This is a genomic window from Streptomyces sp. NPDC037401, from assembly GCF_055602345.1.
Genome location: NZ_JBVJWO010000053.1, coordinates 1 through 21293, shown reverse-complemented (window position 1 = coordinate 21293; position 21293 = coordinate 1). Strand labels below are relative to the sequence as shown.

The window sequence follows — 21293 nt, the reverse complement described above, 5'->3', positions numbered from 1 at the left end:
GGCTACACCGATCGTGCCGCGGCGCGGATCGTATCCAGCACGGCATCGGGATGGGAGAGCATCGGGACGTGAGAGGAGTCCACCTCGACGGCGGTCGCTCCCATCCGGGCGGCCACGAAGCGCTGCAGCTCGGGGTTGACGGCGTGGTCCTGCTTGGCGACGACGAACCAGCTGGGCTTGGTCCGCCAGGCCGGGTCGTCGGTCGTGGCGCCCAACAGCTGTGCGTTCGCGGAGCCCTGCGTCGCCCAGACCAGCTGCTGTTCGGCCTCGGGCAGGTCCCCGCAGAAGTCGGAGATGCCGTCGCGGGCGATCCACAGTCGCCCCTCCTCGTCGTCCAGGTGCGAGAACAGCGGCGGCGGGTCGAACTTGCCGATGAGTTCTTGAGCGCTCTCCCCTGCGTCCGGTCCCAGCGCGGCGATGTAGACGAGCCCGGCGACCCGCTCGTCCGTGCCCGCGGCCGTGATGACGAAACCGCCCCAGGAGTGGCCCACGAGGATCGCCGGGGCGCTGACCCGCGCGAGCGCACGGCGGACGGCGTCGACGTCACCCTCCAGCGAGTCCAGCGAGTTCTGCGCGGAGACCACCTCGTGGCCCTCCCGCTGCAGTACGGGGATCAACTTCCTGTAGCAGGAGCCGTCAGCCCACAGACCATGGGCAAAGACCACGCTCGGCTTGCTCGGCGACATCGGTGTTCCTCCACTCGTCGTGCCCCCATCCCCTCGGCATCCCGAGTCCACCTCAGGAAGGGCCGGCACACACCCCGAGCGACCCAAACGGGTCACCGCCCGTGCGGGCGCCCGGCTTCCTGGATGATCGTGCAGGCATCAACGGGCCCGCCGAAGGGAGCGCCATGTCCGCAGCGGAGTGGATCGCCGGCGTCGACGTGGGCGGCACGGGGATCCGGATCGCCCTCGCGCCGGCCGGCCGGCCCGTCGACCTCGCCGCCGCGCACGTCGTCGAGCTGGCCGCCCCTGCCCGGATCGCCGGTGCCGGCCACGACGGCGCGGGGCTGCTGGCCACGGTCCTGCCCGCGCTCGAGGGACTCCTCGGCCGCGCGGGGGCCCGTACGGTCGTATGCGTGGCGGTCGGAGCCACCGGGATGGCCCTGCTGGGCAGGGACCTGGCCGAGAAGCTGCCCGGTCCGCTCGCGCAGGCCACCGGCGCGAGTCGGCTCGCCCTGGCGAGCGACGCGGTCACCGCGCACATCGGCGCCCTCGGAACCCGTCCGGGCGTGGTGGTCGCCGGTGGCACCGGCCTGGTCGCCATGGGGTGCCACCCGGACACGGGCTGGCGCCGCGCCGACGGCTGGGGCCAACTCCTTGGCGACTGCGGCGGCGGGGCGTGGATCGGTCGCGCGGCCCTCGAAGCCGCCCTGCGGCACCACGACGGACGGCAAGGCGGCTCCGCGCTCCTGCTGGACCTGGCCGTCCGACGATTCGGTCAGGTCACCGGCTGGCCGGCCGCACTCCAGACCCGTCCGGACCGGGCCGGTCTGCTCGCGGCGTTCGCCGCCGACGTCGGGAGCGCGGCACAGGAGGGCGAGACGGTCGCCCTGGGACTCGTCGACCGGGCCGCGGATGAGATCGCGTGCAGCGCAGCCGCTGCCGCAGGCGGGCAGGCCGCGCCCGACATCGCGCTGACCGGTGGCCTGTTCCTGCTCCCGGGCCTGTACGAGGCGGTGGTGCGCCACCTGTCCCGCCGACTGCCCCAGGCCCGTCTGCGGACACCCGAGGGGCCTCCCCTCCTCGGCGCCCTGCGCCTCGCTGCCGAATCGGCCGCCCCGCCGTGGCCGTGCGAGCCGCCGTTGCTCGACGTACTCGCGGTGGGACCACAGCGACCGTCCGGCTGACGGACGCCCTCGGCCCCGGAGGACTCACCCGTTCGTACGCGGCGCCAAGGGCCCTGCCGCGCGCCCCCTGTTCACCACCGCACCTGTCCCCGGCGGTGGACGCGCCGCCGGGGATCCCCGGGCCGGATCGCCGGTCGGAACGACAATGGCCGGCAGACGCCCCACTCCCCCTCTCACGCCTCGGGAGACCTGCATGCCGATGCTGCTCATCAAGGGGACCTACCGGATCATCGACACTGCCCCCGACGGCGACACCGTGCACTTCCTGCCGCAGGATCCCGGCTTCTGGTGCGACGTGCCCGGGCAGAACCGGGTCAAGCGCAACGTCCGCGGCGGCGGCAAGATCCGCATGGACGGGATCGACGCACCGGAGACCCACTACCGGGGCGTCGGTCCCGCCGACGTGCACCAGCCGATGGACCTCGGAGCACGTGCCGCCCGCGACGAGCTGCTGGCCTGGCTGGGCTTCGGCAACATCGTCATGGACGAGGAGGGGAAGGTCACCGCCTCGACCCCGGAGACCGTGCGCGGCTTCATCCTCGCGAGCGGTGCGGACGCCTTCGGCCGCTGTATCGCCATGGTGGGCCGGGGCGACCCGCCGCCGCACACGCAGAGCGGCGAGCGGATCGTGGTGACCACGGACCTCCTGCACCGGACCGCCAACCACCGGCTGCTGGACCGCGGACTGGTCTACCCGACCTTCTACAGCAAGCTCCCCGAGGAGCTGCGCCGGTGCATGGCGGAGACCTCCCGGCGGGCCCGGACTTCGAACCCGCCCCTCGGTGTCTGGGCCCACGACGTGACCTTCGAGGACGGCGCCACGATCGGCAGCCTCGAGTCGATCACCGACCAGCAGGTGATCCTGCCGAAGCTGTTCCGCCGCCTCGCGGACTACATCCGGCTCTTCGGCCCGTCCCTGGCCTGTTTCCCCGCCTACCTGGCCGGCGAGAACGAGGAGTTCCGACTTCCCGACCGGGAGGAGACGGTCATGGGACTGCAGAACATCGTCGAGATCACCGGCAACACCATCAGGATGACCCGGCAGGTGGAGGACATCACCCTGATCGAGAGGTGACCGCCCCGCCTCGGCCGCAGAACTACCGCCGGGTGTCCACGACGGTGTAGCCGCCCTCGATCGCGTCCGCGTCCGGGGCCTTGGCCGCGCACTTCGGCAGTTCGGGCTGCCCGTCGGCGCTGGGGGCCGTGATCCCGATCCGGGTGACGCCGCCGCCCCCTGCCGGGACGTGGAAGCTCAAGCCCATGCGGGCGGGCGGGTTGCGGCGCAGGAATTCCTGCCAGTGCGGACCGGCGGCGACGATCCTGCCGGTCACGGTCACGTCGGGGCCGTTGACGCTCAGGCAGTCGACCTTGAGGTCACCCCAGTTGAACGTGGGCCGTCCGTCGACCCCCGACGGCGAGCGGTGCTGGATGCGGAACGCACCCCAGGACCTGGCCGGTTCGTTCCGGTCGCGTGGCGTGCGGAGGGCGTGCGCGTCAACGAAGATCCGGATGTCGTCCTCCGGGACGGGGTAGTCCATGCGGGCCCATCCCTTGATGCCGACCACGGCCGGAGCCGGTGGTACGGCGGCAGCAGGCAGGGCGGTGGCAGGCAGGGTGGTGGCGGCCACGGTCATGGCGGCGAGGACGAGCGGAACGGCGAGACGCGGCGTCGGCTTGGACACGGCGGTTTCCCCCAGGTTCGGAAGCGGAGTGCGGTCACTTCCGATCCTGGCGGGCCCTGGCGTCCCGGACATCAGGCCCGGGGGCGGCATTGTCTCCCCCGGATGGGGGAAGTGCCGGGACTCACAGGGGTTCTGCGGTCGGACCTGCGGCCGCTGGGTCGTGTCGTCGAAGTCCCTCCCCCGGCTACCGCTGGGAGGTGCCCCCGCCGGGTCGGCGGGGTCCGGCACGCACGCTCGCCGCACTGAGGTCGCTCCGCTCGCTCCGTCCCGGCTCGGCTGCGCAGCCCTTCGGAGACCGAGCTGTCGTCGGTCGCCGATGCTCCGCACGGGCTCCCTCCTCCGCCTTGCGATCGCACGCACCAGACCCCGCCCACCCCGCCCACCGGGCCGACGACCCACTTTGACGACACTCCCTAGAAGGGCTTCGTGGGCAGGTACTTGCCGTCGAGGGTGATCACGGCGCGCTCGCCGCCGTCGGGGTCGGCGACCTTCTTCACGTCGAGTTTGAAGTTGATGGCGGAGATGATCCCGTCGCCGAACTCCTCGTGGACGAGGGCCTTCAGCGTGGTGCCGTAGACCTGGAGCATTTCGTGGAAGCGGTAGATGGTCGGGTCGGTGGGGATGCCGTCGGCGAGGGAGCCGCGCGTGGGGATGGTCTGCAGCAGCGTCACCGCGTCCTCGTCGAGGCCGAGGAGTTCGGCGACGGCCCTGGCGGACTGCTCGGGCAGGGGGTGCTGGCCGAGGACCGCGGCGGTGACGAAGGCGACGGACAGGCCGGCGGCGTCGGCGATCTGCTTCCAGGACAGGTCGCGGCGGGTCTTGGCCCCGACCGCCTCGATCGCGAGCTGCCGGCGGGCGTTGTTGTCGAACTGGGCGTGCACCACGAGGTGGTTTCCTTCCGGATGGTCCCCGGTCCGCTGCTTCGGCGGGCCGGAGACGGTGGGGCTGGGGGGAGGCGAGTCGGGGGCAGGGAGAGAGCGGGCCGGCGGGGATGTCCCGGGCGGTTCAGCCCACGAGGGCCGGGCGCGCGCCGGGCGTGACGTCCTCGACGCGGCCGGTGCGGATGTCGAACACCCACCCGTGCAGGTCCACACGCCCCTCGGCCAGGGCTCGGGCCACCGAGGGGTGGGTGGCGAGGTTCGCGAGCTGGGCGGTGACGTTCTCCCGCACGAGCGCGGCCACCTTCCGGCCGACTCCGGCGGTTGCGACGCGGGCCCGGGAGGGCTCGGCGTGGCGCAGCCAGTCGGCTACGGACGGTGCGCCGGTGAGGTCGTGCCCTTCCGCGAGGGCGGTCATGGCGCCGCAGGCGGAGTGTCCGCACACGACGATGTCCTTCACGCCCAGGACGGCGACGGCGTATTCGATGCTCGCAGCCGTGCCGTCGGCGTGGGCGGTGTGTGCGGTGTGTGCGGGGACGAGGTTTCCGGCGGTACGGATGACGAACAGCTCGCCGGGGTCGGTCTGGGTGATCAGCTCGGGTATGACGCGTGCGTCGGAGCAGCTGATGAAGAGCGTGCCGGGCTGGTGGGTGCCGGCCAGGCGGGCGAAGAGCCCGGCCTTGGCGGGGTGGATCTCCCGTTGGAAGCGGTCGATTCCCTCGGCGAGGTGGTGCATGACCCGTGATTCCCTTCGGTCGGTCGTGGCCGGTGGGCGATGTCATTCACTCTGCATGACCAGCATCTATAGTGTCCAAGAGCTGATATCACCTACAGCCATCGATGGTGTCTATAGTTGACTCATGAGGCCGGAACTGCGTCACCTGCGCTATCTGCTCGCGGTCGCCGAGCACGCCAACTTCACCCGTGCCGCCGAAGAGCTGCACATCTCCCAGCCCACGCTGTCCCAGCAGATCAAACAGCTCGAGAAGGCCCTCGGCGTGCTACTGCTGGACCGCACCGGCCGTACCGTGCGCCTGACCGACGCCGGCGCCGCCTACGCCCACTACGCCACGCGGGCCCTACGTGACCTCGCCGCCGGGGAGCGCGCCGTGCTGGACGTACAGGACCTCTCCCGGGGCCACCTGCGGCTCGCGGTCACACCCACCTTCACGGCGTACCTCACCGGGCCGCTCGTTTCCGCCTTTTATGCCGGCCACCCCGCCGTCACCCTCGACATCCGCGAGATGACCCAGGACCGCATCGAAGCGGCCCTGCTGGACGACCTGCTCGATCTGGGCATCGCCTTCGCGGGCGCCCACGCGCCCGGTATCGAGGCCACCGTGCTGTTCACCGAAACCCTCGGTCTCGCCGTCGGCCCCCACCACCCGCAGGCGCACCGCGACCCGATGCCGGTGGCGGAGCTGAACGAGCACCACCTCGCCCTGCTCAGTGCGGACTTCGCCACCCGCCGGCACGTCGACGCGTACTTCGCCGTTCACGGCATCCGCCCCCGCGTCGCGGTCGAGGCCGACTCCCTGAACGCCCTCACCGAGATCGTCACGCGCACCCCGCTGGCCACCGTGCTGCCCGACGCCATCACCCGCGACCACCCCCGCCTCGCCCCCGTCGCCCTCAGCCCCGCGCTCCCCGCCCGCACCGTGACGCTGCTGCGCCGGGAAAGCGCCTACCAGAGCGCTGCCGCACGCGCGTTCACCCGGCAAGCCGCCGCCTGGAGCCGGAGCCAGGACCTCACCTCCTGACCCGGCGGGGTTCAGCCTCGGGTCCTGCCGAACAGGCGCCCGGCCAGGTCGGCGCCCATCCAATGGTGCGGACGCCGTCCACGTCGCGCAGGAACCAGCGGATGCCGAACGCGCCGCCGAGGACACTGCGCCCCCGCCCGGGTTGTTGGCGCGGGTGTCCTTCCGCTGCCGCGCGACGACCGGTGTTCCGTCGTCGTCGGCGTTGTGTCCGACGGCGAAGCGCCGGGTCATGGCCTCCTCGGCCGAGAAGGTGGTGTGCGACAGCTGCTTCCGGCACGGGGTGAGTGCGCAGTGGATGGCGCGGATCCCCGACATCGAGCACCGCGAGGGGGATGCGCTGCTGATGCCGGAACCGGCCCGGCGGGCAGAGCCCGCGGGCACCCTCTGGTCCAGCCTCGACGGCCGCCTCGAACGCAGCGTGCGCTACCGGGACGTGTACCGGTCGATCGGCCTCGGCGACGAGATGCGCGTCCTGCTGCGGAGCTGTGGTCTGGCATGGGGCGCGCTGGTCCTCGTTCGGGCCGCGGACCGGCCGCCGTTCTCCGACGCCGAGACGGCGATCGCCGCCCGGCTGTCCCAGCCGCTCGGGCGCGCGCTGCGGCGCGGCCTGGCGGTGACCGCGGACCCGGCGCAGCCGGGAGCGCCCGGCCTGGTACTGCTGTGCCGGCGGTGCGGCCGTCGCCGTGCGGCCGACGGCGGTCGCGGCGGCGAGCAGGGCGCTCACGGACTTTCTGCGGATGGACATGCCGGATCCCCCCGGGATCCGAGTGACTCGACGGCCCGGCGAAGCCCGGGCCGGGTCAGCGGAGGTCGAGCCGCATCAGGATGCGGGGGTGCCCGGCCAGGACCGAGGTGGTGTCGGCGGCGTGGACGAAGCCGGCGCGTTCGAAGTTCTTCCGGAGCCCGGCGTACGCCATCGTCAGGTCGACCCTGGCGTCGCCGCTGTCGAGGGGGTACGCCTCGATCGCCGGTGCGCCGTGGCTGCGGGCGAACTCGACCGCGCCCTCGATCAGGGCGTGCGAGATGCCCTTCTTGCGGTGGCCGGGGCGTACGCGGATGCACCACAGGGACCAGACCGGCAGGTCGTCGAGGTGCGGGATCTTCCGGCTGCGCGCGAAGGAGGTGTCCGAGCGCGGTGCCACCGCGGCCCAGCCGACCGGCTCGTCGCCGTCGTACGCGATCACGCCGGGAGGCGGCTGCGTACGGCACAGCTCGGCGACGTACGCGCCGCGCTCCGGCCCGCGGAGTTCGTTGTTCAGCTTGGACGGGATCCGGTAGCTCAGACACCAGCAGACGTTGGCACCGGGCGACTTCGGGCCGAGCAGCGCACGGACGTCTTCGAAGGCCGAAGCGGGGCGAACGTCGATGGTCATGGCATCACGATGCCATGCGTCCGCGGCGACGCCGCCGAGCCTTCGCCGTGTGACCGGCGACGGCCTGCCGGCGGGGCGGTACCAGGGAGTGTCGTCAAAGTGGCGTCGTCCGCCCCGACCGGACGGCTTTGACGACACGAGCTAGAGGTCGGCGAGGGGTCTGCCCGCGGAGTCGTAGAGGGTGATGGTGATGCGCTCGGCCGAGCGCGGGGTGTGGGCGTACCAGACTCCCCAGCCGGGACGGCCCGGGAGTTGGAGGAGGGTGGCGGTGATCTTCTTCCCCGTCCCGTCGGTGAGTTCGACGCGGCCGGCATCGCGAGTGCCGTAGTAGACGCCGGAGTTGAACGCCCCTCCGCTGCCGGACTGCATCTGATGGCTGACTCCCGGCTCCGCGAGGTCGATGTTGCCGTCGGTGACGCTGCGGAAGTTCTCGTAGCCGTCGGAGTTCGCCCAGTGCTTGCCGTCCTCGGTCAGCCACACGGTCCAGCCCTTGCCCACGTCCACGCGCTCGCCCGGAGCCACGCTCCTGGGTGGCAGCGGCTCGGGCACCGAGGGCGAGGGGGCCGGGAGTGAGGCGGGCGGGCCGGGCTTCGCGGTCGCGGCCACCGAGGGCTGCGAGGACCCGGCAGGCCCGCCGAACAGGGTGACGGCGGCCAGCGCCGCGGCGGCGGCGCCGAGTCCCGCCAGCGCGGCCGACCGGCGCAGGCGGCGCGCCCGGCCCTTGCGGCGCACGTCCACCAGCGGTACCGGGCTCGGGGTGACGCCGTGGGCGGTCTCCGCGAACACCGCGCGGAGCCAGTCGGCTTCCGTGCCGGATTCGGGGGTCATCTGCGCGCTCCGGAAGGGTCGGGGAGGTGGGGGTCTGGGGAGGCGAACCCGGGGTGGGCCCGCAGCGCGGCCAGGCCGCGCCGGGTATGGGTCTTGACCGTGCCGATCGAGCAGTTCAGCGCGTCGGCTATCTCGTGTTCCGGCAGGTCTTCCCAGAAGCGGAGCACCATCACGGCCCGCTGGCGGGGCGGGAGCCCGGCCAGGGCCTCCAGGAGGGCCGTGCGCTGCGCGACGGCCTCGGCGTGGCCCGCGTGCGCGTTGCGCCGGGAGTCGGGCACCGCCGGAGTCAGCAGCTGGACGACCCGTTTGCGGCGCAGGCGGCTGAGGTTGTTGTTGATCAGCGCGCGGCGCACGTAGGGGTCGACCTCGTCCCGGGGGACCCGCCGCCAGCGCGCGTAGACCTTGACGAGCGTCGTCTGCACAAGGTCCTCGGCCTCGTGGAAGTCGCCGGTCAGCAGCTGCGCCGTGCGCACCAGGCGCGGCCAGGCCGCAGTGGCGAATTCTGCGAAGTCCGGGTCCTCGGCCACGGTCTCGTGGGGCACGGAAATGGGAGGCCTCGCGATCGTTCGGTAGTCGGTGGTCGGTAGTGGGACGGCGGCGGGCGCGGGAGGGGGCAGGGTCCGCCCCGTGACGGACCCTGCCCCGGTCAGGTGCGCCCCGTCGGGGGCGTTACGCGGGGAGCTCGGCCAGCAGTCTGCCCGCCCGGTCGTACAGGGCCACGCTCTGGTCCCCGGACTGCTCCGAGGACGGCGTCTGCGCGTACCAGACTCCCCAGTCGGGGCGGCCGGGCAGGGCGAGGAGGGCGGCGGTGGTCTTCTTGCCGGCGGCGTCGGTCAGTACGACGCGGGCGGCCTTGCGCGTGCCGTAGAAGACGCCCGAGTGGAACGCGCCGGCGCTGTCGGACTCCATCTGGTGGCTCACGCCCGGCTCCGAGAAGTCGAGGTTGCCGTCGACGACGCTGCGGAAGTTCTCGTAGCCGTCGGGGCCCGACCAGTGCTTGCCGTCCCTCGTCAGCCAGACCGTCCAGCCCTTGCCCGCGTCCACGCGCTCGTTGGGCAGGACGACCCGGAGCTTCGGGATCGCGGCCTTCGGGACCACGGCGTGCGCGGGCACGGCGGCCGGGGCGGCCGCGGCCGGGGCTCCGGCCGCGCCCGCTGCCATCGGGGTGCCCATCACCGTGGCGGCCACGGCGGCGGCCAGCAGGTACTTCTTCATCCGGTTGCTCCTGAGATCGCTTCTGTGGTCGACAAGAGTGGAGCGGCGCCTCTCCACTCCCTCAAACGCCCACGCGGCCGGAGCCGGATGACATGTCCGCGAAGAATTTTTTCGGATGCGGTACGCACTGCCCTGACCCCGGTCGCCGGCGTCAGGGCGGCGCCTACACGCGGTGGTTGAACACCGTCGGGACTATGCCGTCGACGGGCTCGCTCAGTGCGTCCAGCTCGGGGTCCAGCCCCAGGATGTCGAACAGTCGCGCCAGATCGGCCGCGTCGGCCGCCCGCGCCGCTACCGCGAGCCGCGCCCGGCGCCGTTGCGCGGCGCGCTGCCCGTCGCTGCTTCCCCTGTGTGCCTCGGTCTTGTCCACGACGGCCGATCCCACCACACGCGGGGGCTGCGCGCCTGCGCAGGACCCGTGCGCTGCTGCGAACGGACGGTTCCGTGCGGCATATGCCGGTCCGACGGCTCCCGGTTCGGCCACCCGGGGCGGCCGCGCGCCAGGACGACCTGCGGCGCGTCGGCGGTCGCTTCGCATGCCACGGCGATGTCGTTGGCATCCCCCCGTCCACCCGGTCGTTCCCCACCTGCCGGCGAGCGTGTCGTCGCCCCCCGGCCGCTGACCAGGTCGTTCCCGGCGCCGCCGTCACGCCGGGGTTTGCACGCACCCCGAGCGGGACTCCACTCTCCGGAGGAACGTTTTGCCTGGTCATCGGCAATGCGGCGGCCGCGAGCGCCACCCGGCGCCGTCTACTCGGCGACCCGGCCGGCCCCGGACGAGTGATGATCCGTAGGCCGGAAGGATCAATCCCGACACGAAGCCGTCGTCACGTTGCGTGATTGACCGCTAGGGAGGGGCCATGACGTCTTCCCCCCGCAGCCCCGCCCAGGACCTGCCACGCCGCACGGTCCTCGGTGCCGCCGTCGGCGCCGCCGTGACCACGCTGCCCACCGGACTGGCCGCGCCCGCTTCCGCGACCTCCCGCCGTCACGACTCCGGACTGCCGGAAAGGGCCGCACTCCCGGACGAGGTCGAGTACGTCGTCATCGGCTCGGGGCCCGGCGGCGGCAGCGTCGCCGCCAACCTCGCCGAGGCCGGGCATTCCGTCCTCGTCCTGGAGGCCGGCCCGCCCCACGGCAACCAGACCTACTACGACGTCCCCGGCTTCCAGCTCAAGGCCGCCCGCGACCCCGAGATCAGCTGGGACATGTGGGTGCGCCACTACACCGACGAGACCGCGCACGGCAGCCAGTGGGTGCCCGGCAAGGGCATCCTCTACCCCCGGTCCGCCACCCTCGGGGGCTGTACCGCCCACAACGCCGCCATCCTCATGTACCCCGAGCACTCGGACTGGGCGCACATCCGGGACCTGAGCGGGGACGCGGGCTGGGATCCGGAGACCATGTGGAACGTCCACTGGAAGAAGGTGCTCTCCTGGCAGCCGGCCGAACGGCCCAGCCCCGTCCTGGCCCTGCGCGACGCGTTCCTCGACAAGCTGTCCCTCGCCGCCGCGACCGAGCCCCTGCCCGCGGGGAACGTCGCCTCGTCCCTCGACCCGGACGTCAACTCCAAGGCGAACGTGGACCGCAGTGCCCAGGGCGCCTTCATGACCCCGATGACCGCCCGGGCGGGCAAGCGCCACGCGGTCCGCGAGCGCCTGCTCGCGGTCCGGGCCCGCCACCCCGCCCGCCTCACCATCGCGACCGACGCCCTCGCCGAACGCCTCGTCCTCGAAGAGCGCGAGGGTGCGCTGCGCGCCACAGGGGTGGAGTTCCTCGTCGGACGCCACCTCTACCAGGCGTTCTCCGATGCCCGCCCGCTCGCCGAGGGCGACCGCGCCGCGCTGCGCCGTACCGTCCGCGTCACCCGCGAGGTCGTCGTCGCGGGCGGCGCCTTCAACACCCCCCAACTGCTCATGCTCTCCGGCATCGGCCCGCGCGAACACCTGGCGCAGCACGGCATCACCGCGCTGCTGGACCTGCCGGGCGTCGGCAGCAACCTCCAGGACCGCTACGAGGTCTCGGTGGTCTCCCGGCTGAACCGCGATCTGGCGGCCCTGGCGCGGTGCGAGTTCCGCGACCACGACGACCCGTGCCTGACGGAGTGGAACGACCCGATGCGGCGCGCGGCCGCGCCCTACTCGTCCAACGGCGTGGTGACCGGACTGAAGCGGCGGGCGTCGAAGGGCTCCGCGCACCCGGAGATGTTCGTCTTCGCCGCGCCCGGGAACTTCGCCGGGTACGTGCCGGAGTTCGACACCAAGGCCGTGAAGGACAAGCGGCACTTCTCGTGGCTCGTCCTCAAGGGCTACGCGGCCGACCGCACCGGGACCGTGACGCTGGCCTCCGCCGACCCCACGCGGCAGCCGGAGGTCAACTTCCGGAAGATGGACGACGGACGGGCCGGGGACGCGGACGTGGCCGCGATGATCGAAGCGGTCCGCTCGATCCGCAACATGAACCGCAAGGCCGCGGGACTCCTCGACACCGTCACGGAGGAGGTCCCGGGGCCGCGGGTGAGTACGGACGAGCAGCTCGCGGCCTGGATCCGGCGCGAGGCGTGGGGACACCACGCCTCCTGCACGGCAGCGATCGGGCCGGCCGATCGCAGGGGGTCCGTCCTCGACGGACGGCTGCGGGTGCACGGCACGGCCAACGTCCGCGTGGTGGACGCCTCCGCCTTCCCGCGCATCCCGGGCCTGTTCATCATGGCTCCGACCCTCGTCCTGGCCGAGAAGGCCAGCCAGGACATCCTGCGCGACGCGCGTTAGCGCGGGGCGCGCCCGGGCGGGTGCACGGCCGGCGGCCCCGAGGGGCCGCCGGCCGTTCCGGTCAGTGGGGGTTGGCCGCGTGGGTCAGGGTCTCCCAGGCCTCGAAGTGGTTCTCGGTGCCGGCGGGGCGGCGGCTCTCGGTGAGCGCGCGGGTCTTCTCCATGCCGACGCCGAGGCGGTTGCCGAGGGCGTTGTAGCCGACCTCGGTGGAGGGTCCCAGGCCCAGGGTCAGCCGGCCGCCGCACAGCCAGGACGGCACCGCCTCGCCGAGTTCGTAGCGCGCGTGGAAGCCGAGGGCGTGCCGGAAGCGGTCCTTGAACCCGGGGTAGAGGTCGCGTCCCTGGATGCGTGAGGTCTCGGCGACGTGCATGGCGGCGGCGATGCCCATGCCGGTGTGGCCGAAGTCCCGGCAGGTCTCCTGGGCGAGGCCGTCGACGAACGTGGACTGCCCGTGCCAGTAGTCGATCAGCTCGGCCCGGGTGTCGATGCTCGAGCGCGGCGGATACTTCGGCTGCGCACCGTCGGACTTCAGGTGGAAGTACGCGGGGACGCGCCCGAGGTAGATGCCCATGGCCTTGTCGTAGCTGTCCCGGTCCTCGAGGTGGACGGAGATGCCGATGGCGGCGTCCATCATGATCAGTTCCCAGTTGCCGTTGCTGTTCGGCCTGCCGTTGATCACCTCGGGGAGGTAGACGGTGCGCAGCATGGTGGCGAAGCGGTCCTGCCGGGGCCAGCCGCCGGTGTACGTGTGCTTGATCAGCTCGGCGGCGCGCGGCCAGGTGGAGCCCGCCCAGCCGCTCTGCAGCGGGGCGTTGCTGTTCGTGTGGTCCTGGATGACCGCCGACCAGGCGTCCATCAGCTCGATGGACTTCCTGGCGTAGCGGGCGTCGCGGGTGACGTACCAGGCGAGCGCGTGCGTGTAGGCCGCTATCGCGTCCTCGCGCTCTTCGGTGCAGCCGTTGTTGGGGTTGGAGTACGAACCGCACTCGACGACCGCGCGCGGCCTGGGCGTGCGGGAGAGGGAGCCGTACTTGCTGCCGAGCATCTGGTCGTACGCGGCCTTCCACGGCTGCTGGCCGGCCTGGACCTTTGCGCGTACGAAGTCGAGTTGGGCGGCGCTGCTGAGCACGCCGGGATGGGCGAACCGGGCGGGGGCGAGGGGCGCGGCGGCGGCATCCGCGGCAGCGGTGGCCTCGGGGGTGGCGCTGACCTGCGGGGCTGCGGCCAGGGTCGCCGTGACGCCCAGGGCGAGGGCGGCCGCGGCGGCGGGCAGTCCGAAACGCATGGGGGGCCTTCCGGTCGAAGGGGTTCCGGAACGCCGAAGATACCCATGCCCATGCCAAGCCTCAACATCTGAAAAGAAAGTTTCCTATCAGCCACGGAAACGGCCCGTCGAGGGCCGACACGGCGAGGGAGTACAGGGGTACGTCCTACGCGCAGGCCGGGCAGAGTCCGCGGTAGGTGACCTCGGCCCCGGAGACCGTGAAGCCGAATCGCTCCTCCGCCGGGAGGTGTACGAGCGGACTGCCGGTCGGGTGGACGTCGCGGATGAGACCGCAGCCGGAGCACACGAGGTGTTCGTGGGGCCGGTGGGCGTTCGGGTCGTAGCGCTTCGCACGGCCGTCGGTGGAGACCTCCACGACCTCGCCCAGGGAGACCAGCTCGCCCAGGGCGTTGTAGACGGTCGCCCGGGAGATCTCGGGCAGCCGCTGCACCGCCAGGGCGTGCACCTCGTCGGCCGTCAGGTGCACGTGGTCGCCGTCGAGGACCTCCGCAACGACACGCCGCTGGGACGTCAAGCGCCAGCCGCGCCTCCGCAGTCGCTCCAGCAGAGCGCTCATCTCGGTTCACCTCTTCAGGTTCGGCGGCATGCCCGGAGTTCACCGCTGGACGTGTCCGATATCCGATTGCCTCGCGGCTTGGTGTTCTTCTTGACTTGGATTCTGTCCATCGTAGGATCGGTTGAGCAGATAACCAAGGGACTGGAAGCCTCCAGAGCGGCAGGAGACAGAGCCGTGACGCGCCACGGGCCCCGACTGTTCCATCGCATGCAGTTTTCGAGCACACAGTGATCCGCCTGGTCCGGAAGGATTCCCATGTCTGAGAACCATGATGCAATCGTCGTAGACGCGAAGGCGGAGGGCGCCGGCGGCTGCCCCGTCCCCCACGGACGGGCCTCGCACCCGACGCAGGGCGGCGGAAACCGCCAGTGGTGGCCCGAGCGGCTCAATCTGAAGATCCTCGCCAAGAACCCCGCCGTGGCCAATCCCCTCGGCGAGGAGTTCGACTACGCCGAGGCGTTCAAGACCCTCGATCTCCCGGCCGTGAAACGGGACATAGCCGAGGTCCTGACGACCTCGCAGGACTGGTGGCCCGCCGACTTCGGCCACTACGGCCCGTTCATGGTCCGCATGGCGTGGCACAGTGCGGGCACGTACCGCATCAGCGACGGCCGCGGCGGGGCCGGTGCCGGCCAGCAGCGCTTCGCCCCGCTCAACAGCTGGCCGGACAACGGCAACCTCGACAAGGCCCGCCGTCTGCTGTGGCCGGTCAAGAAGAAGTACGGCCAGAACCTCTCGTGGGCCGACCTCATGATCCTCGCCGGCAACGTCGCCCTGGAGTCGATGGGCTTCGAGACCTTCGGCTTCGCCGGCGGGCGCGCCGACGTGTGGGAGCCCGACGAGGACGTCTACTGGGGCCCGGAGACCACGTGGCTCGCCGACGAGCGCTACACCGGCGACCGGGAGCTCGAAAGCCCGCTCGGCGCGGTGCAGATGGGCCTCATCTACGTCAACCCCGAGGGCCCGAACGGCACTCCGGACCCGCTCGCCGCCGCCCGCGACATCCGCGAAACGTTCCGCCGGATGGCGATGAACGACGAGGAGACGGTCGCCTTGATCGCGGGCGGTCACACCTTCGGCAAGACCCACGGCGCGGGCCCGGCGGACAGCGTCGGCGCCGACCCCGAGGCCGCGCCGATCGAAGCGCAGGGCCTCGGCTGGAGCAGCTCCTTCGGCACCGGCAAGGGCGGCGACGCGATCACCAGCGGGCTCGAGGGGATCTGGACGAACACCCCGACCGCGTGGGACAACAGCTTCTTCGAGATCCTCTTCGGCCACGAGTGGGAGCTGTTCAAGAGCCCGGCCGGGGCGCACCAGTGGCGTCCGAAGGACGGCGCCGGTGCGGGCACCGTGCCCGATGCCCACGACCCGTCCAAGAGCCACGCTCCGACGATGCTGACGACCGACCTCTCGCTCCGGTTCGACCCGGCGTACGAGCAGATCTCGCGGCGCTTCCTGGAGAACCCGGCGGACTTCGCGGACGCCTTCGCCCGCGCGTGGTTCAAGCTGACGCACCGCGACATGGGCCCGGTCGCGCGCTACCTCGGCCCGGAGGTCCCGTCCGAGGTGCTGCTGTGGCAGGACCCGCTGCCCGCGGTGACGCACGAGCTCGTCGACGCCGCCGACATCGCCTCCCTCAAGGACCGGGTCGTGGCCTCGGACCTGTCGGTGTCTCAGCTCGTGTCCGTCGCCTGGGCCTCGGCCTCGTCCTTCCGCGGCAGCGACAAGCGCGGCGGTGCCAACGGTGCGCGCATCCGCCTCCAGCCGCAGAGCGGGTGGGAGGTCAACGAGCCCGACCGACTGGCGACGGTGCTGCGCACCCTGACGGGCATCCAGGAGTCGTTCAACGCGGCCCAGACCGGCGGCAAGCGGATCTCGCTGGCCGACCTGATCGTGCTGGCCGGTGCCGCGGCCGTCGAGCAGGCGGCCAAGGACGCCGGTTTCGAGGTCCGGGTGCCGTTCACGCCGGGCCGCGTGGACGCGTCGCAGGAGCAGACCGACGTGGAGTCGTTCGCCGCGCTGGAGCCGGCCGCCGACGGGTTCCGCAACTACCTCGGGAAGGGCAGCCGCCTGCCTGCCGAGTACCTGCTGATCGACCGGGCGAACCTGCTGAACCTGAGCGCCCCCGAGCTGACGGTCCTCGTCGGCGGCCTGCGCGTCCTGGGCGCGAACCACCAGCAGTCGTCGCTCGGCGTGCTCACCACCACGCCCGGGTCGCTCACCAACGACTTCTTCGTCAACCTGCTCGACCTGGGCACGACGTGGACGGCGACGGCCGGGGACGCGAACACCTTCGAGGGCCGAGACGCCGCCACGGGCGAGGTCAAGTGGACCGGCACCCGCGCCGACCTCGTCTTCGGGTCGAACTCCGAGCTGCGCGCGCTCGCCGAGGTCTACGCGAGCGACGACGCGAAGGCGAAGTTCGTGAAGGACTTCGTCGCCGCGTGGGACAAGGTGATGAACCTCGACCGGTTCGACCTGGTCTGATCACGGCGTCCGGGCCGGCCCGCACGGGGCCGGCCCGGACGTCCGCTGCACACCGCGCGCCGTCCGGCGTGTGACGTGTGGCGCGGGACTTCTAGCGCCAGACGGCCTGGATCGAGTCGAACTGCACCCAGGTGATCGGGTTGCCGGTGTTGGCACCGTAGACCGACACGGCGCCGGCGGTGTTGACCTCGAAGCGGCAGGCGTTGATGCCCTGGCTGTTGTTGCGCGGAGCGGCGGCGCGGACGTACCAGGTCGGGGTCAGCCCGGCCGGGAGCGTGCCGATCTTCGTGTCGGCCGTGAGGGAGCAGGACACCGCGCCGCGCGCCTGCAGGAACGTCGTGCCGGCGATGGTGATCAGGCGGACCTGCGGAGTCGCGCCCGCCTGGGCGGTGATACCGGGCTCCAGGGTGATGTCGGCCCACGGCTGGGCCTCGATGCCGCCGGCCGCGGCGGCCGGGGTGGCGGCCAGGAGGCTGCCCGCGGACAGGGCGGCGGGCAGGGCGAGGGCGGCGCCGAGGATGCTGCGGCGGTTGCGGGACATGATTCGTCGTCTCCTTGAGAGAGCGGGGAGGCTGGGAGGGAAGAGGCGAGGGGCCGGTCAGCGCCAGACCGCGCTGAAGCTGTCCAGCTGGGCCCACGTGATGGCGTTCGTGCTGCGGCCGCCGTAGAGCCACAGCTCACGGCCCGTGTCCGCCTCGACCCGCGCGACGCAGTAGCCGCCGGAGTTGTTGCGCGGCACGTTGGCGCGGGCCGGCATGCTGGGAGCCAGCACGTCGGGCAGCGTGCCGATCTTCACGTCCGCGGTGAAGCTGCCCTTGACACCGCCGCTGAGCTGCAGCGTCGTCGTGCCCGCCAGGCTGATGAGCCGGCCCTGCGGGGCGTGCGCGTCGGCGCTCACGCCACTGGCCAGCGGGATCGTCTGCCAGTCGGTGAGCACCTTGACGCCGTCGGTCTCCGGAGCGGCGGACAGCGACATGATGGTGCAGGTCCGCGGGCCCTCGTCGCACGCGAAGCCGAAGTGCACGTGCGGGACGCCGCCGCGCACCGAGACGGCCATGCCCTCCGGCTCCCGGTACGCCAGTCCGGGCGCGGCCGTGACCAGCTGCTGGTCGAGTACGGCGCCGGTGGCCCAGTCGACGGAGGTCAGGTAGGTGTTGCCGGGCGGTGGGTTGTCCGGGTTGTCGTCGGCGATCGCCTCGCCGGCGAGCATGTAGAGGACGCCGCCGAGCAGTGCGTACCCCTGGAAGACTCCGTGGGGGTCGGGCTCGGGGATGCGGGCGAGCGGCTCCCAGATCCCGGACGCGGCCTTCGCCAGGTCGTACGACTCGTACTTCTTGCCGCCGTTGTTGAAGCGGACGACCAGCCGGTTCGTCGTGGGGTCGATCGTGCACGAGACGTTGGTGGAGCCGGGCACCGGGGTGTACGGCTCGGCGTGCAGCGGGTCGCCGTAGTCCAGGACGGTGTTGTGACGGAACTCGAAGTGGGTGACGGCGGTGCCGAAGCCCTCCTTCTTCTCTTCCTCCTCGTCGTTGCCCATGGGCTTGGACGCGGTCTCGGTCCACAGCCGGGAGACGCCCGCCCGGTGCTCCACGGCCATGGAGACGCCGTGGCCGAAGCCCCGCAGGTACATGAAGCCCGTGATGGCGCCGGCCTGGCTCAGGCGGGTGACGGCCAGATCGCCGTTGTAGGCGCGCTGCGCACCGGTCTTCGGCCCGGATTCCCCGGTGAGGGTCAGGCCGCCCTGGACGACCTGGAGGACGAAGATGTCGCCGGTGACCGGGTCGATGCCGAAGGACTGCATGACCGTCGTGTTCTTGAGGGGCCGCCGGTGGAGCAGCTTGCCCGCCGGTCCGCCGATGTCTATCTGTCCGTCGACGCTGATACTCAACGCTGCGCCCCAGTTGTTCCGCTCGGGTCCCGTGTCCTGACCGGCGCCAGTCTGGCACGACGCTCCGGAGCCCCGTATTCCGGGTTTTTGGCCCCGAATTAGAGTGGTTTGGGCACGCTGGAGTCTACTCGTCGGCATGCCCGGCGCGGGACTAGGCTTCGCTCTCGCCTCCGTGGCGGGCCAGGGCGAACACGCCGGTGACGACCAGGGCCACGCCGAGGAGCTGGGGAACGAGCCACCAGCCGGCGCGGACCGTTTCCTCGTACAGCAGGATGCCCAGCAGCAGGCTGACGCCCGCGTCGCCGAGGGTCAGCGCGGGCTGCGAGGCGACCAGCGGCCCGCCCTGCATCGCGTGTTCGAGCAGCAGCAGGGCGCCGATCCCGGTCGCGCCGAACGCGTACGTCTGCCAGCTGGTCAGGAACGCGTCGAGGCCGCCCTCGTCGAGGATGTGCATCGAGGACTTCATCAGGGCGGCGGTCAGCGCGTAGCAGATCGCGGTCGCGGCCCCCAGGCAGCCGGCGCGTGCCCGGCCCGGCGGCCGCCGCAGGCCCGCCAGCGTCAGGGCCACGACCACCGCGGCGCAGGCGGCGAGCGCCGGCACCCACCGGTCCAGCGGTACGTGCGTACGGTTGCCCGCGGGCGAGGCGGCCGCCAGCGCCACGCCGAGCCCGGCGACCACGATCGCCACGGCCAGCCACAGCCTCCGCGGCATGTGCTGCCGTGTCAGCAGCGAGGCGATCAGCAGCGCCAGGGGCAGTTCCAGGACGAAGAGGGGCTGCACGAGGGACAGCGGGCCGGTGGCCAGTGCGACGGCCTGCCCCACTCCGGCGGCGATCACCGCCAGGATCCCCGCGAGCCACACGGGCCGGCGCAGCAGGTCGAGGATCAGCCCCGGCCGGAACCCGGCGGACTGCGGCACGGTGAGCGCCGCCCGCCGCTGCAGCACCGTGGCCAGCGCGTTGCTGAACGCGGCGAACAGCGCACAGAGGACCGGCAGCACAACGCCCATGCCCCGATCCTCACCGCCCGCGCGCCCGGCGGGCACGTGCCCCGCGCCGTTCGCCCGTCCGGCCCCCCGGTCGGGGGAACGTCCGGCCGCGCGCGTGGCGGGCCCGGCTCCCGGTGGTACCTCGATGGGCATGCAGCCCCAGGTGTCTCCGTTCCTCCGCACGGCCGCGGCCTACGCGTGGCGCCTCTTGGTCGTCGGCGCGGCCGTGTACGTCGTGTTCGCCGTGCTGGGCCAGTTCCACGAGATCGGGGTGGCCCTCTTCCTGGGGCTCGTCGTGGCGGCGGTACTGCGGCCCGTCGCCGACCTCGTGGCCCGCGGGCTGCCCCGGGGGCTCGCCGTCGCGGTCACCCTGATCGGCGGGATCGCGCTGGTCCTCGGGGTGCTGGCGCTGGTCGGAGAGGCGGTGGCGGGCGAGAGCACGACGCTGGTGCGGGAGTTCCGGGACGGTCTGGACCGCATCGAAGAGTGGTTGGAGCAGCCGCCGTTCCGGCTGAACCCGGATGCACTGTCGGACGTCCAGTCGCGGATCGGGCAGTTCCTCTCCAGCCACCGCTCGACGCTGATCAGTGAGGCGATGAGCGGCGCGGGCCACGCGGTGCACGTACTGACGGCGCTGGCCCTGGCGCTGTTCACGTCGGTGTTCTTCATCCACTCGGGCGACCGGCAGTGGGCGTGGTTCTGCGCGCAGCTGCCGGAGCGGATGCGGGTGCGGTGGGACATGGCGGGGCGGTCGGCCTGGCGTACGTTCACCGGCTACACGCACGGGATCGTGCTCGTCGCGGCCACCAACGCCGTCCTGGTCGGGGTGGCGCTGTACCTCCTCGGGGTGCCGCTGGCCCTCCCCCTGGCGCTGCTGGAGTTCTTCGCCGCGTTCGTCCCCCTGATCGGCTCGCCGGTCGCGCTGGCGGTGGCGGCGGTGGTGGCCCTGGCGGCGAAGGGACCGCTGACGGCGGCCATCGTGGTCGCGCTGATCGTGGTCATCGGCCAGATCGAGGGGCATCTGCTGCACCCGTTGGTGATGAGCTGGGCGGTCCGGCTGCATCCGCTGGTGGTCGCGATCTCGGTGATCGCGGGGGCGACCGCGGCGGGCGTCGTCGGCGCGGTGGTGGCCGTTCCCCTGGTGTCGGTCGTGTGGTCGGTGCACACGTCGCTGCGGGACGCCCGACGCACGGCGGCCGCCGGCGTGGCGTAGGGATGCGGCGGCCGTTCGGTTGCTTTCGTGACGTCACATCCGGATAACGATCAGCGGGTTCACATCCTGAACGATCGCTGTTCGTCTGAATTTTGATCTTGCCCTGGAGTCTGCGTTCCGCTGGGCGCCTGTATCCGCAGGACGCCCGAGGTGAACTTCACCTGGAACGAGTCCCTGGGGGAATCTTGTATTTCAGTACGGACAGGGGTGCGCCTGCCGAGCGCACCCCTCGGACGAAACACACGACCGGCGGGAGCCTGCGGGCCACCGCAACCGGTCTGGCGATCCTGATGACCGTCTCCTCGATCTACGGCGCCGAGGCGGCCATCGCGGCACCCTCGGCGCGCGCAGCGGCGGCCGAGGCCGCGGCCGCGGCCCGGGAGAGCAAGCCGCACGCTCCCGCCGCGGCTGCGGACATCCCTTCGGCGCGGGTCGCCGCCCGGCTGTCGGGCAAGCGGGTGGAGGCGTTGTCGGAGCGTACGGAGACGTCGACGACGTGGGTGAACAAGGACGGTTCGCT

21 protein-coding genes are annotated in these 21293 nt (G+C 72.2%); 7 read left to right on the top strand and 14 right to left on the bottom strand.

The annotated features are described in order from the left end of the window. Positions 1 to 2: 2 nt before the first annotated feature. Positions 3 to 686, bottom strand: coding sequence for an alpha/beta fold hydrolase (locus tag ACZ7H1_RS35185; protein WP_470792356.1), 684 nt, complete (start codon positions 684 to 686; stop codon positions 3 to 5). 164 nt (positions 687 to 850) lie between these two features. Between ACZ7H1_RS35185 and ACZ7H1_RS35180 the strand changes: the two genes are divergently transcribed. Beyond that, positions 851 to 1849, top strand: coding sequence for an N-acetylglucosamine kinase (locus ACZ7H1_RS35180; protein ID WP_470792355.1), 999 nt, complete (start codon positions 851 to 853; stop codon positions 1847 to 1849). 193 nt (positions 1850 to 2042) lie between these two features. Further along, the gene (locus ACZ7H1_RS35175; RefSeq protein ID WP_470792354.1) at positions 2043 to 2924 is read left to right on the top strand and encodes a nuclease; all 882 of its coding nucleotides are present in this window, start codon (positions 2043 to 2045) and stop codon (positions 2922 to 2924) included. A gap of 22 nt (positions 2925 to 2946) precedes the next feature. Here ACZ7H1_RS35175 and ACZ7H1_RS35170 read toward each other — a convergent pair whose 3' ends face one another. From ACZ7H1_RS35170 to ACZ7H1_RS35160, 3 genes are all read right to left on the bottom strand, one after another. Then, positions 2947 to 3531: a hypothetical protein gene (locus ACZ7H1_RS35170; protein WP_470792353.1), complete on the bottom strand. Its 585-nt coding sequence runs from the start codon at positions 3529 to 3531 to the stop codon at positions 2947 to 2949. Positions 3532 to 3944: 413 nt separating this feature from the next. Further along, on the bottom strand, positions 3945 to 4415 hold the full coding sequence (cynS, locus tag ACZ7H1_RS35165) for a cyanase (RefSeq protein ID WP_470792351.1): 471 nt from the start codon (positions 4413 to 4415) through the stop codon (positions 3945 to 3947). Between the two features lie 121 nt (positions 4416 to 4536). Beyond that, positions 4537 to 5145 (bottom strand): carbonic anhydrase, encoded by a 609-nt coding sequence (locus ACZ7H1_RS35160; RefSeq protein WP_470792350.1) that lies wholly within the window; start codon positions 5143 to 5145, stop codon positions 4537 to 4539. Positions 5146 to 5269: 124 nt separating this feature from the next. Here ACZ7H1_RS35160 and cynR point away from each other — a divergent pair, with 124 nt between their 5' ends. Beyond that, the gene (cynR, locus tag ACZ7H1_RS35155) at positions 5270 to 6169 is read left to right on the top strand and encodes a transcriptional regulator CynR (RefSeq protein ID WP_470792349.1); all 900 of its coding nucleotides are present in this window, start codon (positions 5270 to 5272) and stop codon (positions 6167 to 6169) included. Positions 6170 to 6969: 800 nt separating this feature from the next. Here the strand turns inward: cynR and ACZ7H1_RS35150 are convergent. From ACZ7H1_RS35150 to ACZ7H1_RS35130, 5 genes are all read right to left on the bottom strand, one after another. Continuing rightward, positions 6970 to 7542 (bottom strand): GNAT family N-acetyltransferase, encoded by a 573-nt coding sequence (locus tag ACZ7H1_RS35150; protein WP_470792348.1) that lies wholly within the window; start codon positions 7540 to 7542, stop codon positions 6970 to 6972. Between the two features lie 141 nt (positions 7543 to 7683). Continuing rightward, the gene (locus ACZ7H1_RS35145) at positions 7684 to 8370 is read right to left on the bottom strand and encodes a hypothetical protein (protein ID WP_470792346.1); all 687 of its coding nucleotides are present in this window, start codon (positions 8368 to 8370) and stop codon (positions 7684 to 7686) included. Continuing rightward, positions 8367 to 8912, bottom strand: coding sequence for a SigE family RNA polymerase sigma factor (locus tag ACZ7H1_RS35140; RefSeq protein ID WP_470792345.1), 546 nt, complete (start codon positions 8910 to 8912; stop codon positions 8367 to 8369). The genes ACZ7H1_RS35145 and ACZ7H1_RS35140 overlap by 4 nt, the downstream gene beginning before the upstream one ends. 127 nt (positions 8913 to 9039) lie before the next feature. Beyond that, a complete protein-coding gene (locus ACZ7H1_RS35135) occupies positions 9040 to 9585 on the bottom strand; it encodes a hypothetical protein (protein ID WP_470792343.1) in 546 nt (181 codons plus the stop codon). A 163-nt stretch (positions 9586 to 9748) separates the two neighbouring features. Continuing rightward, on the bottom strand, positions 9749 to 9955 hold the full coding sequence (locus ACZ7H1_RS35130) for a hypothetical protein (RefSeq protein ID WP_470792342.1): 207 nt from the start codon (positions 9953 to 9955) through the stop codon (positions 9749 to 9751). A gap of 490 nt (positions 9956 to 10445) precedes the next feature. On the opposite strand from ACZ7H1_RS35130, the gene ACZ7H1_RS35125 reads away from it, so the two are divergent. After that, positions 10446 to 12356 (top strand): GMC family oxidoreductase, encoded by a 1911-nt coding sequence (locus ACZ7H1_RS35125; RefSeq protein ID WP_470792340.1) that lies wholly within the window; start codon positions 10446 to 10448, stop codon positions 12354 to 12356. Positions 12357 to 12417: 61 nt separating this feature from the next. Here the strand turns inward: ACZ7H1_RS35125 and ACZ7H1_RS35120 are convergent, their stop codons facing one another. Continuing rightward, entirely contained in the window at positions 12418 to 13641 is a 1224-nt protein-coding gene (locus ACZ7H1_RS35120; RefSeq protein WP_470792339.1) for an alginate lyase family protein, read from the bottom strand. 145 nt (positions 13642 to 13786) lie between these two features. After that, complete coding sequence (locus tag ACZ7H1_RS35115) at positions 13787 to 14197, bottom strand: Fur family transcriptional regulator (protein ID WP_470792338.1); 411 nt, start codon at positions 14195 to 14197, stop codon at positions 13787 to 13789. Between the two features lie 255 nt (positions 14198 to 14452). Here ACZ7H1_RS35115 and katG point away from each other — a divergent pair, with 255 nt between their 5' ends. After that, positions 14453 to 16684, top strand: a complete 2232-nt coding sequence (gene katG, locus ACZ7H1_RS35110) for a catalase/peroxidase HPI (protein ID WP_470792336.1) — start codon at positions 14453 to 14455, stop codon at positions 16682 to 16684. Between the two features lie 91 nt (positions 16685 to 16775). Here the strand turns inward: katG and ACZ7H1_RS35105 are convergent, their stop codons facing one another. From ACZ7H1_RS35105 to ACZ7H1_RS35095, 3 genes are all read right to left on the bottom strand, one after another. Then, a complete protein-coding gene (locus ACZ7H1_RS35105) occupies positions 16776 to 17225 on the bottom strand; it encodes a hypothetical protein (protein ID WP_470792334.1) in 450 nt (149 codons plus the stop codon). 57 nt (positions 17226 to 17282) lie between these two features. Beyond that, entirely contained in the window at positions 17283 to 18572 is a 1290-nt protein-coding gene (locus ACZ7H1_RS35100) for a phage baseplate protein (RefSeq protein ID WP_470792332.1), read from the bottom strand. Positions 18573 to 18723: 151 nt separating this feature from the next. Next, on the bottom strand, positions 18724 to 19581 hold the full coding sequence (locus ACZ7H1_RS35095) for a DMT family transporter (RefSeq protein ID WP_470792330.1): 858 nt from the start codon (positions 19579 to 19581) through the stop codon (positions 18724 to 18726). Positions 19582 to 19705: 124 nt separating this feature from the next. Here ACZ7H1_RS35095 and ACZ7H1_RS35090 point away from each other — a divergent pair, with 124 nt between their 5' ends. After that, the gene (locus ACZ7H1_RS35090; RefSeq protein WP_470792328.1) at positions 19706 to 20773 is read left to right on the top strand and encodes an AI-2E family transporter; all 1068 of its coding nucleotides are present in this window, start codon (positions 19706 to 19708) and stop codon (positions 20771 to 20773) included. Positions 20774 to 21063: 290 nt separating this feature from the next. Next, the coding region (locus ACZ7H1_RS35085) for a hypothetical protein (RefSeq protein ID WP_470792326.1) at positions 21064 to 21293 on the top strand (230 nt) is incomplete at its 3' end.

What these genes read in the sequence shown, in the direction of transcription:
- ACZ7H1_RS35185 (WP_470792356.1), bottom strand. Translation starts at nt 686, where the DNA reads ATGTCGCCGAGCAAGCCGAGCGTGGTCTTTGCCCATGGTCTGTGGGCT.
- ACZ7H1_RS35180 (WP_470792355.1), top strand. Translation starts at nt 851, where the DNA reads ATGTCCGCAGCGGAGTGGATCGCCGGCGTCGACGTGGGCGGCACGGGG.
- ACZ7H1_RS35175 (WP_470792354.1), top strand. Translation starts at nt 2,043, where the DNA reads ATGCCGATGCTGCTCATCAAGGGGACCTACCGGATCATCGACACTGCC.
- ACZ7H1_RS35160 (WP_470792350.1), bottom strand. Translation starts at nt 5,145, where the DNA reads ATGCACCACCTCGCCGAGGGAATCGACCGCTTCCAACGGGAGATCCAC.
- cynR (WP_470792349.1), top strand. Translation starts at nt 5,270, where the DNA reads ATGAGGCCGGAACTGCGTCACCTGCGCTATCTGCTCGCGGTCGCCGAG.
- ACZ7H1_RS35150 (WP_470792348.1), bottom strand. Translation starts at nt 7,542, where the DNA reads ATGACCATCGACGTTCGCCCCGCTTCGGCCTTCGAAGACGTCCGTGCG.
- ACZ7H1_RS35145 (WP_470792346.1), bottom strand. Translation starts at nt 8,370, where the DNA reads ATGACCCCCGAATCCGGCACGGAAGCCGACTGGCTCCGCGCGGTGTTC.
- ACZ7H1_RS35135 (WP_470792343.1), bottom strand. Translation starts at nt 9,585, where the DNA reads ATGAAGAAGTACCTGCTGGCCGCCGCCGTGGCCGCCACGGTGATGGGC.
- ACZ7H1_RS35125 (WP_470792340.1), top strand. Translation starts at nt 10,446, where the DNA reads ATGACGTCTTCCCCCCGCAGCCCCGCCCAGGACCTGCCACGCCGCACG.
- ACZ7H1_RS35120 (WP_470792339.1), bottom strand. Translation starts at nt 13,641, where the DNA reads ATGCGTTTCGGACTGCCCGCCGCCGCGGCCGCCCTCGCCCTGGGCGTC.
- ACZ7H1_RS35115 (WP_470792338.1), bottom strand. Translation starts at nt 14,197, where the DNA reads ATGAGCGCTCTGCTGGAGCGACTGCGGAGGCGCGGCTGGCGCTTGACG.
- katG (WP_470792336.1), top strand. Translation starts at nt 14,453, where the DNA reads ATGTCTGAGAACCATGATGCAATCGTCGTAGACGCGAAGGCGGAGGGC.
- ACZ7H1_RS35105 (WP_470792334.1), bottom strand. Translation starts at nt 17,225, where the DNA reads ATGTCCCGCAACCGCCGCAGCATCCTCGGCGCCGCCCTCGCCCTGCCC.
- ACZ7H1_RS35095 (WP_470792330.1), bottom strand. Translation starts at nt 19,581, where the DNA reads ATGGGCGTTGTGCTGCCGGTCCTCTGTGCGCTGTTCGCCGCGTTCAGC.
- ACZ7H1_RS35090 (WP_470792328.1), top strand. Translation starts at nt 19,706, where the DNA reads ATGGGCATGCAGCCCCAGGTGTCTCCGTTCCTCCGCACGGCCGCGGCC.